Annotated in this window: 11 protein-coding genes; 7 read left to right on the top strand and 4 right to left on the bottom strand. The window is 61.7% G+C overall.

The window, feature by feature from the left end; genetic code table 11:
* Nucleotides 1-32 precede the first annotated feature (32 nt).
* Entirely contained in the window at nt 33-926 is an 894-nt protein-coding gene (locus tag SB753_RS26425) for a LysR family transcriptional regulator (protein WP_020068865.1), read from the bottom strand.
* A gap of 99 nt (nt 927-1025) precedes the next feature.
* Here SB753_RS26425 and SB753_RS26420 point away from each other — a divergent pair, with 99 nt between their 5' ends.
* The 3 genes from SB753_RS26420 to SB753_RS26410 are packed head-to-tail and all read left to right on the top strand — an operon-like array spanning nt 1026 to nt 4034.
* Nucleotides 1026-2330: a CitMHS family transporter gene (locus SB753_RS26420; RefSeq protein WP_020068866.1), complete on the top strand. Its 1305-nt coding sequence runs from the start codon at nt 1026-1028 to the stop codon at nt 2328-2330.
* A gap of 26 nt (nt 2331-2356) precedes the next feature.
* Nucleotides 2357-3715 (top strand): acyclic terpene utilization AtuA family protein, encoded by a 1359-nt coding sequence (locus SB753_RS26415; RefSeq protein ID WP_410802640.1) that lies wholly within the window; start codon nt 2357-2359, stop codon nt 3713-3715.
* 1 nt (nt 3716) lies between these two features.
* A complete protein-coding gene (locus SB753_RS26410; RefSeq protein ID WP_088175588.1) occupies nt 3717-4034 on the top strand; it encodes a hypothetical protein in 318 nt (105 codons plus the stop codon).
* A gap of 36 nt (nt 4035-4070) precedes the next feature.
* On the opposite strand, the gene SB753_RS26405 is transcribed toward SB753_RS26410, so the two are convergent.
* Complete coding sequence (locus SB753_RS26405; RefSeq protein ID WP_027804770.1) at nt 4071-4781, bottom strand: FadR/GntR family transcriptional regulator; 711 nt, start codon at nt 4779-4781, stop codon at nt 4071-4073.
* 403 nt (nt 4782-5184) lie between these two features.
* Between SB753_RS26405 and SB753_RS26400 the strand changes: the two genes are divergently transcribed.
* From SB753_RS26400 to kdgD, 3 genes are all read left to right on the top strand, one after another.
* The gene (locus tag SB753_RS26400; protein WP_410802638.1) at nt 5185-6516 is read left to right on the top strand and encodes an MFS transporter; all 1332 of its coding nucleotides are present in this window, start codon (nt 5185-5187) and stop codon (nt 6514-6516) included.
* Nucleotides 6517-6647: 131 nt separating this feature from the next.
* Nucleotides 6648-7997, top strand: a complete 1350-nt coding sequence (gene gudD / locus SB753_RS26395) for a glucarate dehydratase (RefSeq protein ID WP_392394782.1) — start codon at nt 6648-6650, stop codon at nt 7995-7997.
* A 58-nt stretch (nt 7998-8055) separates the two neighbouring features.
* Nucleotides 8056-8973, top strand: coding sequence for a 5-dehydro-4-deoxyglucarate dehydratase (gene kdgD / locus SB753_RS26390; RefSeq protein WP_392394781.1), 918 nt, complete (start codon nt 8056-8058; stop codon nt 8971-8973).
* A gap of 33 nt (nt 8974-9006) precedes the next feature.
* Here kdgD and SB753_RS26385 read toward each other — a convergent pair whose 3' ends face one another.
* Complete coding sequence (locus SB753_RS26385) at nt 9007-10515, bottom strand: MFS transporter (protein ID WP_131317992.1); 1509 nt, start codon at nt 10513-10515, stop codon at nt 9007-9009.
* A gap of 249 nt (nt 10516-10764) precedes the next feature.
* Nucleotides 10765-11442: a hypothetical protein gene (locus SB753_RS26380; protein WP_087753077.1), complete on the bottom strand. Its 678-nt coding sequence runs from the start codon at nt 11440-11442 to the stop codon at nt 10765-10767.
* Nucleotides 11443-11811: 369 nt separating this feature from the next.
* Here SB753_RS26380 and SB753_RS26375 point away from each other — a divergent pair, with 369 nt between their 5' ends.
* Nucleotides 11812-13434, top strand: coding sequence for a methyl-accepting chemotaxis protein (locus SB753_RS26375; protein WP_410802636.1), 1623 nt, complete (start codon nt 11812-11814; stop codon nt 13432-13434).
* Nucleotides 13435-13451: the final 17 nt, after the last annotated feature.

Here is a 13451-nt window from a genome sequence, read left to right as displayed (position 1 = left end):
TCGGAAACACACCGCAAGCGCCCAACCGCCGTTCACTCCGAATCGAGCTTCTCGATCAACATTGCAACGAACGTCTCCGTGACACGCGGCAACGTGCGTCCACGCTTCTTGATCAGCGCGATAGGGCGCGTGAATGCCGGATCGTCGACGGGACGCACCACGAGTTCAGGCTCCGCCCTCACTTCGCGCGCCGACGCCGGCAGAATGGTCACGCCGAGCCCCGCGCGAACCATGGCTACGGCGCTCATCATGTAGGTCGGCTCACAGGCAATTTCGGGCAGGCACCGCGCGTTCGAAAACGCGCTATCGACAACCGCCCTCACGCTCGTGCCTTGCGCCGTCAGCACCAGCGGCGTGGCCGCAAGATCGCCAAGCGTGATGCGGCGCCGCTTCGCTAGCGGGTGCCGCTTCGGGCAAACCACCACCAGCCTGTCGATGCCCGCATGTAGCACTTCCAGGTTGGCGTCGTCGAGAGCGCCGCCGGTCAATCCGATATCGGCCTCTTCGTTACGCACCAACGCATTGACCATGCTCGCGACGACATCGCGCACCTCGAAGCTCACACGCGGCACGGTTTTCTTCAGGTCTTGAACGAGTTCGGGCAGCGAGCTTGCCGCGAAAGTCGGCAGGCAGGCGATTCGCACGGTGCCGCTCGCGCCGTCGCCGAGTGCGCGAGCGTCGATCAGCACATGCTCCATGTCGTGCAGCGACTTTTGCAGAAGCGGCAGCAGATCGCGCCCCGTCGGTGTGAGCGCGACGTTGCGGCTGTTGCGGTCGAAAAGCCGCAAGCCAAGAGTTTCCTCCAGGCGTCTGATCTGTACCGTCAATGCTGGTTGCGAAAGGTGCAGGCGCGCAGCAGCTTGCGTGAAGCTGCCCGTTTGCGCGACCGCGATAAACGCGCGAATGTCCCGAAGATTCAGATCCATGACCGTTTGTAATTGCTGCAATCAATTCATTTCAATTGATTTATCAGTGGCCTGAACTTACGCTGGATCGCAGTAAAAAACAACATTGGAGACAAGCACATGCTGCCATTACTGGGGCTGGCCACCATCGTCGTGCTGCTCGGCGCCATCCTGTCGAAACGCATGTCGCCCCTGGTGGCGCTCATCATCGTGCCGATTGCCGCGTCGTTGATCGGCGGGTTCGGCTTTCAAACGAGCAAGTTCGTGATCGACGGGCTCAAGGGCCTCGCGCCGGTCGTCGGCATGTTCGTGTTCGCGATTCTTTATTTCGGCACCATTACCGACGCGGGTACGCTCGATCCGATCATCGACCGCATTCTCCGCGCGGTCGGCACGCGGCCCACGCGCATCGTGATGGGCACCACGTTGCTCGCGCTGCTGATCCATCTGGACGGCTCCGGCGCGGTCTGTTTTCTCGTTACGATTCCCGCGATGCTGCCGCTCTACGACCGTCTCAAGATGGACCGGCGCGTACTGGCCGCGGCCGTTTCGATGGCGGCCGGCATCAACTTCCTGCCGTGGACCGGACCGATGATTCGCGCGTCCGCTTCGCTGCATCTGCCGATCTCGGCGCTTTTCAATCCGCTGATTCCGGTACAGGCAATTGGGCTCGTCTTCGTGTTCGGCGTTGCATTCTGGCTTGGACGCCGCGAGGAAAAGCGGCTCGGTTTCGGCGCTGCGAGCGGTGCCGTGCCGATGCCCAAACGCGAACTGACGCCAGAAGAACAGGCGTTGCGGCGACCGAAGAATTTCTGGTTCAACATCGTGCTCACGATCGTCGTACTCGGCACGATGGTCGTGATGGGCGAAAAAATTCCGCCCGCGATCATGTTCATGGTCGGCCTGTGCGTCGCATTGATGGTCAACTATCCGAACGTGGACATGCAGCGCAAACGGATCGACGCGCATGCTCGCGCTGCATTGATGATGGCCGGCATTCTTCTCGCAGCCGGCGTGTTCACGGGCGTCATGCAGGGCAGCGGCATGCTCAAGGCGATGGCGCAAGCCGCAGTTGGCTTTGTGCCGCCCGCAATGGCGAGCCACATTCCGGTCGCGCTCGGCATCATGTCGATGCCGCTTAGCATGCTGTTCGATCCCGACTCGTTTTACTTCGGGGTACTGCCGGTTATCGCCGAAGTGGCGGGCCAGCTCGGCGTGCCCGCGGTGCAGGTCGGCCAGGCCGCGTTGCTGGGTCAGATGACGACGGGCTTTCCGGTCAGCCCACTGACGCCCGCTACCTTCCTCGTGGTCGGCTTGTGCGGGATCGAACTCGCCGATCATCAGCGATTCACGTTCCCGTTGTTGTTCGGCGCATCCATCGTGATGACGATTGCATGTGTCGCGTTGGGGATATTTTCACTGTGAGCTTTACGGAAACAGGTGTGAGCAGCATGACAGCCACTCAGCATGGACGCCTCGTGCGAATCGGCGCGGGCGCGGGCTATTCGGGCGATCGTATCGAGCCCGCAGTCGAACTCGCGGAAGACGGCGCGCTCGATTACCTCGTGTTCGAATGTCTCGCCGAACGCACCATTGCGATTGCGCAGCAGGCGCGCAGCAAAGACCCCGAACTCGGCTACGACCCGCTTCTCGAGACGCGCATGAAGGCGGTGCTGCCGGCCGCGCTGCGCAACGGCGTGCGCATCGTCTCGAACATGGGCGCGGCCAATCCGCTTGCGGCGGCGCGCAAGACAGCGGAGATTGCGCGTTCGCTTGGTCTTGGCGAGGTCAAGATTGCGGCGGTTACCGGCGACGACGTGCTCGATGCCGTGCGTGATGGTGCCTTTCGCTTCGAGGAATCCGGCGAGCTGGTAGCGGACTACCAGTCGCGTCTCGTCTCCGCGAATGCTTATCTGGGCGCGAGCGCAATCGTCGACGCGCTCGCGGCGGGCGCACAAATCATTCTCACGGGACGTGTGGCCGATCCGTCGTTGTTCGTGGCGCCACTGATCCATGAGTTCGGCTGGCGCACGGACGACTGGCAGACGCTGGGTCAGGCGACGGTGATCGGCCATCTGCTCGAATGCGCGGGGCAAATCACCGGTGGCTATTTCTCGGACCCCGGGTTCAAAGACGTTCCCGCGCTGGCGAGGCTCGGCTTTCCCATCGCGGAAGTCGGCGAGGACGGCGCCGTGGTCATCACGAAGCTCGCGCAAGCTGGCGGACGTGTGACCGAGGCAACGTGCAAGGAGCAGTTGCTGTACGAGATCCACGATCCGCAACGTTATTTGCAACCAGACGTGGTCGCTGATTTCTCGCGTGTGCACGTCGAGGAAGAAGCGCCAGACCGCGTTCGCGTGGGCGGTGGCCGTGGCGCGCCGCGCACGGGCACGCTCAAGGTCTCGGTGGCGTATTTCGACGGTTTTATTGGCGAAGGGCAGATTTCATATGCGGGCCCCGGTGCGCTGACGCGTGCCCGTCTCGCACTCGACATCGTGCGCGAGCGGCTTGCGCTGACCGGAGTTCAGACCGAAGAGTTGCGCTTCGACCTGATCGGCGTGAACGCCTTGCATGGCGAGACTCTTGCCGCTGGTTCGGCGGAGCCCTACGAAGTGCGCGCACGCGTGGCGGGGCGCACCGCGTCGCTGGAGCAAGCCGTGCGCGTCGGCAACGAAGTCGAGACCTTATACACGAACGGCCCGGCGGGCGGCGGCGGAGTCACGAAGTCAGCGCGCGAAGTCGTCGCGGTGCAATCGGTGCTGTTGCCGCGCGAGCTGGTGAAGCCGACGTTCACGATGGTGGAGGCGTGAGATGAAACTACGTGAGCTGGCCCATTCGCGAACCGGCGACAAGGGCAATACGCTCAACATCTCGGTGATCTGTTACGACGTACGGCACTACGAGCATTTGCGGGCCGTATTGACGCCGCAGCGCGTGAAGGCGCATCTCGCGGATGTCGTGCGCGGCAATGTCGCGCGCTATGAACTGCCGGCTATTGCCGCGTTCAACTTCGTGCTCGGCGAGGCGCTGGGCGGAGGCGTGACGCGCTCGCTCGCGCTCGACGCGCACGGCAAGTCGCTCAGTTCCGCGTTGATGAGCCTCGAAGTCGAAGCGCCGCCGTCGTTATGAATTCGCCGACGGCAATGCGCCGCCGTTCGTGCGGTGCTACTCGCCTCGCGCGCTCGACTCATGCGCGCGTCGCAGCCTCTCGCGGCTGTTGCTCAGATGCATGCGCATCGCGGCGCGGGCGTCGTCGGGGTCCTGGCGCTCGATCGCAAGGTAGATGAGTTGGTGCTCGTTGAGCACGTTGCGCAAAGTCTCGATCTGATCGAGTTCTGCAATCTCCGCTGAGCCGAGGCGCGTGCGCGGACTGACCGCGCTTCCCAACTGGCTCAGCACGTCGAAAAAATAGCGATTGCCGCTTGCGCGCGCGATCTGCAAATGAAACTCGACGTCGTGCGCGAGCGTGTCCGTGCTGCCGCGTTCGAGTTCGGACTCGAAGCGTGCGAGCGCCGCACGCATCTGTCTCAGGCTCTGCTCCGTGCGCCGCGCAGCGGCGAGCGCTGCCGACGCCGCTTCCACATCGATACGGAATTCGATGATCGCCATCACGTCGAGCATGCTCGACAGATCGGCGGCGGGCAGTTGCATGCTTTGCTCAGCGGCGGGCGCGAGCACGAACGTGCCGATGCCATGACGCGTTTCTACCACCCTGGCCGCCTGCAGGCGCGAGATGGCTTCGCGCACGACGGAGCGGCTGACAGAAAGCTGCTTCATCATCGCGACTTCAGTGGGAATGCGATCTCCCGGTCTCAGGACGCCGCGGCGGATTTCATCGGAAAGGGTGGCCACCACTTTCTCAGTTAGGCTGCTCATTGCTGTGGCTTGTTGACTAATCGGCTGGAAACGCGCGGGTTGAGGGCGCGCGGGACGTCTGGACATTAGCCATCATAGCGTCTGTCGTAAAAATTCATGGCTTAACGATGATGAAGAGGCGTTGGTCAGCGCAGAGATTCTCGCCGCAGTGACTTTCATGTCATCAGACGTCTTATTTTAACGGCTTTGCGGGCTTAAAACGTTGCGAGTGCGCCTCGATTTTCGCCCGTGTACGCGAGTTATTGCCGCTAAGGAAGGGTAAACACCACATTGGAAAGCGCTCCGGATCGGCAGTAGACTGTCATCAGACAACATATCTGTGCGTCGCCGTTCGACTGCTGACTGTGCCAGCCGCACATGACGCCAGATCAAGACCGCTCGTCGGTCGCCATTGGAGACTCTCTTGACCTCTGCTCTCACCACCGCACTCGATCCACTGGGGTCCGCCGTCTCGAAGGTCAAGCGGCACGTGTTGCCGCTCTTCCTGATCATGTTCATCGCGAACTACATCGACCGCGTGAACATCGGCTTCGTCAACACCCACATGAAAACCGACCTGGGCATCGGCGCGGCGGCGTATGGGCTTGGGAGCGGGCTTTTCTTCATCGGCTATGCGCTGTTCGAAGTGCCGTCGAACGTATTGATGCAGAAGTACGGCGCGCGTGCGTGGCTGACGCGGATCATGGGCACGTGGGGTGTCGTTGCCGCGGCCATGGCGTTCGTGTCGAACGAAACGTCGTTTTACGTGTTGCGATTCCTGCTCGGCGTCGCGGAGGCGGGTTTCTTTCCGGGCGTGGTGTTCTATTTCACGCAGTGGCTGCCGCAAAAAGAACGCGGCAAGGCTGTGGCGATTTTTCTCTCGGGCTCGGCCATCGCTTCGGTGGTGTCGGGACCGATCACAGGTAGCCTGCTGTCCATTCGCGGACTCGGCCTGCACGGCTGGCAATGGATGTTCCTGATAGAAGGCGGCTTTTCTATCGTGCTGTGCGCGGTCAGCTGGATGTTCCTCAAATCGCGCATTCGCGATGCTTCCTGGCTCACAGCCGAAGAACAAGACGTTCTCGAAAGGACGATCGCCGCTGAACAGGCGGAGCGCGTGGCACACGGCGGCGCGCATTTGCCGGCCGTGAAGCTGTTGAAGGATCCGCAGATCGTGCTGTTCTGCCTGCTCTACTTCGCGATCCAGTTGACGATTTACGCGGCTACCTTCTGGCTGCCGACCATCATCCGCAAGATCGGCGGCCTGTCCGATTTCGAAGTCGGCATGCTCAACGCGATACCCTGGCTCATTGCAATGGTCGCAATGTACTGCTTCGCATTGCTTTCGGCGAAGTGGCGTTTTCAGCAGGCGTGGCTCGCTGTCGCGCTCGTGATTGCGGCGTGTGGCCTCTTTGCATCGACCTCGGGTAACCCGCTTCTGTCGTTCGTCGCGATCTGCTTTTCGGCAATCGGTTTCAAGGCGGCGTCCTCGCTGTTCTGGCCGATTCCGCAGGGTTATCTCGATGCGCGCGTCGCTGCAGCGGTGATCGCGCTGATCAATTCCATCGGTAATCTGGGCGGTTTCTTCGCGCCCGCCACGTTCGGGTATTTGCAGCAACATACCGGTTCGATCACCGGCGGACTTTACGGTCTTGGCGTGGCTTCGCTGATTGCGGCCGCAGCGGCTTTCCTCACGCGTAATCGGCGCGGCGACGGCAACCTGTTGCGCGATCCGCTGCAAGGCAGCGCACACTGACCGTTGTTTCTCTGGCTGCCTCTCGTGGGCCACGCGCGCAAACAGTTTCCGTCCGGCACAGGTGGTGAGCGTATTTGCATATTGCGTTGCTCGCCATCGTCCGGCTCACTATCTCAATCGGTCTAGTTCCTATGTCCACGAACCCATCCATTTCGAACGATACGCCTACCGTTACTGAACTGCGCGTCGTGCCGGTTGCCGGCCGCGACAGCATGTTGCTGAACCTGAGCGGCGCGCACGGTCCGTACTTCACGCGCAACATCGTGATTCTGCGCGACAGCGCCGGTCATGTCGGTGTGGGCGAAGTGCCGGGCGGTGAGAATATTCGCAAGACGATCGACGACGCGCGTCCGTTCGTTGTCGGTCAGTCGATCGGCAATTTGCAAGCTATCCTGAACAAGGTACGCACGCAGTTCGCCGACCGCGATGCCGGCGGCCGCGGCCTGCAGACATTCGATTTGCGCACCACGATTCACGCGGTGACCGCGCTCGAAGCTGCGTTGCTGGATTTGCTCGGACAGCATCTCGGCGTGCCCGTTGCTGCGCTGCTTGGCGAAGGTCAGCAACGCGATGCAGTGGAAATGCTGGGCTACCTCTTTTATATCGGCGATCGCAACAAGACCGACCTGCCGTATGCAAGCGGCGCTGACGGACGCGACGACTGGGACCGCGTGCGCACCGAAGAAGCGTTGACGCCCGAAGCCGTGGTTCGTCTCGCCGAAGCCGCGCAAGCCCGCTATGGATTCAACGACTTTAAGCTGAAGGGCGGCGTGCTGCCCGGCGACGCTGAAATCGAAGCGGTGACCGCGCTCGCCGAACGCTTCCCGAATGCGCGCGTGACGCTCGATCCGAACGGCGCATGGTCGCTTGAGGAAGCGATCCGCCTCTGTCGCGACAAGCACGACGTGCTCGCTTATGCGGAAGACCCGTGCGGCGCCGAGAACGGCTACTCAGGCCGCGAAGTGATGGCGGAATTCCGCCGCGCGACCGGTTTGCCAACGGCGACCAACATGATCGCGACCGACTGGCGCCAGATGGGCCATGCGATCCAGTTGCAGTCCGTGGATATTCCGCTGGCCGATCCGCACTTCTGGACCATGCAAGGTTCGGTGCGCGTCGCTCAGATGTGCAATGACTGGGGCCTCACGTGGGGCTCGCATTCGAACAATCACTTCGACATCTCGCTCGCGATGTTCACGCATGTGGCAGCGGCCGCGCCCGGCAAGATCACGGCAATCGACACGCATTGGATCTGGCAGGACGGCCAGCGTTTGACGCGCGAACCGTTGCAGATCGTCGGCGGCAAGGTGAAAGTGCCGCAAAAGCCGGGACTCGGCGTCGAACTGGATATGGACGAGATCGAGAAGGCGCACGCGCTCTACCAGCAGCACGGCCTCGGCGCGCGCGACGACGGTGTCGCGATGCAGTACCTGATTCCCGACTGGAAGTTCGACAACAAGCGTCCGTGCCTCGTGCGTTGATTGCTTGCGACGCAGCTCGCCCGCTCATTCACATTTGACGATATTCACGCATATACAAATGACTTCACCGCAAGAACTCAAAGCGATCGTATCCGAAGGTCTGTTGTCGTTTCCCGTGACCGACTTCGACGCGCAAGGCGACTTCCGCGCCGACACTTACGCGCAACGGCTCGAATGGCTCGCACCGTATGGTGCGACCGCACTGTTTGCCGCAGGCGGTACAGGTGAGTTTTTCTCGCTGACCAAGAGCGACTATACGAACGTGATTCGCACAGCGACTGAAACATGCAAGGGCAAGGTACCGATTCTGGCCGGCGCGGGCGGTCCGACGCGCGTCGCGATCGAATATGCGCGGGAAGCAGAGCGCCTTGGTGCCAGCGGCGTCCTGCTAATGCCGCACTATCTGACCGAGGCTTCGCAGGAAGGTATTGCCGTGCACGTCGAACAGGTTTGCAATGCGGTGAAGAACATCGGCGTCATTGTGTATAACCGCGCGAATTCAAAGCTCAATGCCGATATGCTGGAACGGCTCGCGGATCGCTGCCCGAATCTGATCGGCTTCAAAGACGGCGTCGGCGAAATCGAGGCAATGGTGACCATTCGCCGGCGCCTCGGCGACCGTTTCTCGTATCTCGGCGGCCTGCCGACTGCAGAGGTTTATGCAGCGGCGTATAAGGCGCTCGGCGTGCCTGTGTATTCGTCGGCGGTATTCAACTTCATTCCGAAGACCGCGATGGAGTTCTATCGTGCGATCGCCGCAGACGATCATGCGACCACGTCACGGCTCATCGACGAGTTCTTCCTGCCGTATCTGGCGATTCGCAATCGTCGCGCGGGTTACGCCGTGAGCATCGTGAAGGCGGGCGCGAAACTGGTTGGTCGCGACGCCGGTCCGGTACGTGCGCCGCTGACCGATCTGACCGAGGAAGAGTGCGGGCAACTCGCCGCTCTGATTGCGAAACTCGGCCCGCAATAAACGCGCTGCACACGTTCGCCGCGGGCTTGGTGCCTAGCCGCGGCGGAACACCACGTGCGAAATCCGCTGCACGAGCAAAGCAGCGGCGAGCGCCGCCACCGCGGTCAGCCACACACCGATGTGAATGGACTGCACCAGCGCATCGCGCGCGGTGTCGATCAATGCGAGTGTGTTGAGTCCCGATGGCTTCATGTCCGCGATCAGCTTCAGGCGCGATGCTTCGTCGATCAGAATGCGCAGATCGACGAAGCGCGGACGCCATTGCGACGCCGTCGGTTCGCCGAGCACGCTCATCGTTCTCGTAACGACGTCGCGATAATGATGCTGCACGACCGTCGCCACGATGCTCGTGCCCAGCATGCCGCCCACCATTCGTGTCGATTGCAGCAGCGCGGTCGTGATGCCGAAGCGCTCGCGCCCCGCAATTTCCTGTCCGAACACATTCAGATTGTTGAGAATGAAGCCGAGACCGATACCGACCGCGGCCATCGGTAATTCGATCCACAGGTGCGGTGTGTCCGGATTCGCAAATGCAAGACCGATCGACGCGAACAGCAGCAACGCAAAGCCGATCGAGAGGATGCGCGTCGGCTTCTTCATGTGAATCACGATGCGCGTATTCAGCAGGCTGCCGAGTGCGATGCATGCGGCAATGGGCGTAGCGAGCAGACCGGCCTGTTGCGGAGACAGGCCGAAGCCGCCTTGCAGCAGCAGCGGCGCGAAGAAAATCAGCGAGAACATTACGAAGCCGGACAGCATGCCGAGCGTGAACAGCGTGACGAGCTGCGAGTCTTTGAAGAGATCGAGCGGAATGATCGGATGCGTGGCGCGCTTCTCGCACACGTACAACGCAATGGCGCCGACGATCACGCACACGGCAAGCGTGATGTTGCCGGCCGTCAAGCCGTCTTTCGGCACTGCTTCGATGAAAGCCTGCAGACCGCCGAGCACGGCGGCCACGAGCCCGGCACCGAGCCAGTCGATTTTGACCTCGCCGTCGTGCGGCCGCTGAAAACTCGGCAGATGCACCCAGATGAAGTAGAGCGCCGCGGCACCGACCGGCAGATTGATCAGGAACGTGGAGCGCCAGCCGAGGTGCTCGCTCATCCAACCTCCGAGCGAGGGACCCGCTGCCGTGCCAATGCCGTACGCCGCGGCCATCACGACTTGCCAGCGGACACGGGCGCGCGGGTCGGGGAACAGGTCCGGTATCGACGCGAACGCAGTGCCGACCATCATGCCGCCCCCCACACCTTGCAGCCCGCGCGCGATGACGAGAAACAGCATGTTGTTCGCGACGCCGCATAGGACCGAAGCTACCGTGAACGTGATCACCGCGGCAATCACGAAGCGCTTGCGACCGAAGTAGTCACCAAGGCGTCCGAACACGGGCACGGTGACGACCGACGCCAGCAGATACGCACTCGCGATCCATGCGTAGTACTCGAAGCCGTGCAGTTCCGCGACGATCGACGGCAGCGCGGTACTGACAACCGTCTGGTCGAGTGCCACGAGCATGTTGACGAGACCGATGCCGAGCATCGCGAAGAGGGCGTTCCGGAAGGGCAGCGCGGGAGCAGCGGCAGTGGAAGTCACGGATCTGGGCTGAAAGGGCGATTAAGGTGAAGCGCTAATTGGGCGAGGTCTGGACAACCGATTGACTAAAGTTGTCTGACCACTTCTCGCCATTATACGGGTTTGCCCTTAGCTGAAACTATTCCTCCTGGAGGAACAGTGTGCGGGCGCAACGAAATCGATGCTGCCCGCACAACGTACGGGGGACGCCACTCGTTAGTGATTGGCCCACCATTCGGTCGCTTTCTGCTTGTCCCACGCGGGCAGAACCTCGCGCTCAATCGAAGCGTTAGTCAGCGCCGGGAAATCCTTTTTGAATTCCGACACGTCGGCATCGAACTGATCGCTAACGCTAATGTTCCAGGTACCTCCGCTGAAACCGGTCGCCGCCTGGTCGATCAGCGGAATAACAGGTCCCGCGCGCAATTCGCCGTCTTTACGTTCCACCACTGTCGCGTCGATATGCCCGAGATAGACGATGGAATTCGGCTTGATCTCCACCGTTTCGTGAAGCGGCGTAAAGAACATGCCATGGAACGGGAATATGCCGCTTTGTCCGGTAATACCGCGCATCACGTATTTTCCGGGAGCAAGCGGAAGTCGGACAAAGTAATGATTGCCCGTGCTGCTCGTAGTGGTCGCCTGATCGTCGAATTTGAAATTCAGACGGTCGCCACGGTTGTCCGCTGCGCCGCGCTCCATGTGCACGACGATGGGACTCGGCTGATAGCTCGTGTGATACGCGTTGCGCAGCGTTACCGTCATTAACGCATAGGAGTTTTGCGTAGTATCGACCGAGCTCGTCGACGTGGTCGGCGACATGGGCGCAACAGTTGCGCAACCGGTGATCAGCAATGTGCCGGCAATAGCGAAAGTGGCTAAAAGTTTATTCATTTCGAGTAGAGGGAGAACATTTTATGTGTTGTGTCCGATATCGAAACAGCCGGACAAGCGAACGGTTGATATTCAATATGCGACGCGAATAAGTTCACGGGCGCCGCATGCCTTGTAAACGACAGCGCTTGATGGAACTTAAGGGGGCGCTTCATGCGCAAACGCCAATCGCACTGATTCAAGATCGCGAGCAATCCGCGCATTCCAGACGCAATCCAGCCCGGAGAGGGTTTGTCTCTACACATGCGACCCCTATCGCTGCCGATAAATAAGCCGAGTGGTCGTGCGATGCTGCCGCGCCGCCTGAACGATTAAACGCGCGCGCAGCGGTCCCTCGGCCTCCTTCGACCGGACGAGACAGGAGCGAGCATGGATCGATTGAATTTCAGGCAGAAGCTCTGGGTGCCGCTTGTCGTCAGCCTGCTGGCGCTTCTCGCCGTGTCGGTGTCGGCGGCGTGGTTGTCGCGTGAGACGCGCGTTGAAGAGCGCAAGCACGACCTTGTGAATGTCGCGCACGTTGGACTCAGCATCGTGAAGGAATATGCGGCGCTTGCGCAGAGCGGCGCGCTAAGCGAGGCCGATGCGCGCAAGCAGGCACTCGAGCGGCTGCGTGGCGTGCGCTACGGCGAAGACGGCTACTTCCTCGTGCTCGACTCCACGCCGCGCATGGTCATGCATGCGATGAAACCCGCGTTGGACGGCAAGGATCTCGCGGGCACAGCGGACGCCGACGGCCGTCACCATTACGTGACGTTTGCCGCGACGGCGCAGGCGCCGAAGGGCGGCTTCGTCGACTATGTGTTCCCGCATCCGGGCAGTCCACCGTCCGACGCAGTCGGCAAGATCGGCTACGTCGTGCGTTATGCGCCGTGGGACTGGATCATCGCGACGGGCGCTTACGTCGACGATATCGACGCCGCGTTCAAAGAGTCGCTCTATGTGCTCGGCAGCGTGGTAGGTGCGGTCGCGCTGCTACTGTCCGCGCTCGTTGCGTTCACCAATCGCAGCATTCAACGCACGATTGGCGGCGACCCGGCGTACGTCGCGCAGGTCGCCGGTGAGATCACCAAGGGCAACCTCGTTATTCCGGTCGAGATTCGTGAAGGCGATAAATCGAGTCTGCTGCATACCATGCGGCAGATGCGCGACGGCCTCGCAAAGACCATCGTGCAGATCGGCGGCGCGGCCGAGAAGGTGGCGACCGGCGCGCGGGAGATCGCGGAGGGCAACACGGATCTGTCCGCGCGTACTGAGAGCCAGGCCGCGTCGCTCGAAGAGACGGCGGCCAGCATGGAGCAGATGACTGCGATGGTCCGGCAAACATCGGAGAGCGCGCAGACGGCAAGTCAGTTGACGGCAAGCGCCGAGCAGATCGTCACGCAGGGCGGACAAATGGCGGCCGAGGCCGTTTCGACCATGCAGGAGATATCGACAGAATCGCACAAGATGGTCGAGATCATTGCGGTGATCGAAGGCATTGCGTTTCAGACCAACATTCTTGCGCTGAACGCGGCGGTCGAGGCGGCTCGCGCGGGAGACGAAGGGCGCGGCTTCGCCGTGGTGGCCGGCGAAGTGCGCACGCTCGCTCAGCGCAGCGCTTCTGCGGCGAAGGAAATCCGCACGCTGATCAGCCGCGCCGTGGGTCGCGTCGAGACCGGCGTTGAACTCGTCGACAAAACCGGTACGACGATTCAGGCGGCGAGCGACGCCATTGCGAAGTTGTCGGGCGTCATGCGCGACATCGCCGCGGCTGCCGCCGAGCAGAGCGCGGGCATCGATCAGGTCGGCGACGCCGTCACGCAGATGGACAGCGTCACGCAACAGAACGCCGCACTCGTCGAAGAGGCCGCGGCGGTGGCACAGACATTGACCGAGCAGGCGAGATTGCTGGAAGCTTCAATTCGTACTTTCCAGGTGCAAGACCATTCGCGCGAGGGCGGTGTGGAGCGACCTGTACCGAAACACTCGCACCGGTTAGCCGTGGCAGTTTGAATGCGGGCTCCCACAGT

Source organism: Paraburkholderia sp. SIMBA_053 (assembly GCF_046534895.1).
Lineage (GTDB): Bacteria > Pseudomonadota > Gammaproteobacteria > Burkholderiales > Burkholderiaceae > Paraburkholderia > Paraburkholderia caledonica.
Note: the sequence above shows the minus strand (reverse complement) of the source record. Positions and strands in the feature narration are given on the sequence as shown.

Excerpts from the sequence above, each read along its gene's own strand:
- SB753_RS26425 (WP_020068865.1), bottom strand. The coding sequence starts at position 926 with ATGGATCTGAATCTTCGGGACATTCGCGCGTTTATCGCGGTCGCGCAA.
- SB753_RS26420 (WP_020068866.1), top strand. The coding sequence starts at position 1,026 with ATGCTGCCATTACTGGGGCTGGCCACCATCGTCGTGCTGCTCGGCGCC.
- SB753_RS26415 (WP_410802640.1), top strand. The coding sequence starts at position 2,357 with ATGACAGCCACTCAGCATGGACGCCTCGTGCGAATCGGCGCGGGCGCG.
- SB753_RS26410 (WP_088175588.1), top strand. The coding sequence starts at position 3,717 with ATGAAACTACGTGAGCTGGCCCATTCGCGAACCGGCGACAAGGGCAAT.
- SB753_RS26405 (WP_027804770.1), bottom strand. The coding sequence starts at position 4,781 with ATGAGCAGCCTAACTGAGAAAGTGGTGGCCACCCTTTCCGATGAAATC.
- gudD (WP_392394782.1), top strand. The coding sequence starts at position 6,648 with ATGTCCACGAACCCATCCATTTCGAACGATACGCCTACCGTTACTGAA.
- kdgD (WP_392394781.1), top strand. The coding sequence starts at position 8,056 with ATGACTTCACCGCAAGAACTCAAAGCGATCGTATCCGAAGGTCTGTTG.
- SB753_RS26385 (WP_131317992.1), bottom strand. The coding sequence starts at position 10,515 with ATGCTCGGCATCGGTCTCGTCAACATGCTCGTGGCACTCGACCAGACG.
- SB753_RS26380 (WP_087753077.1), bottom strand. The coding sequence starts at position 11,442 with ATGAATAAACTTTTAGCCACTTTCGCTATTGCCGGCACATTGCTGATC.
- SB753_RS26375 (WP_410802636.1), top strand. The coding sequence starts at position 11,812 with ATGGATCGATTGAATTTCAGGCAGAAGCTCTGGGTGCCGCTTGTCGTC.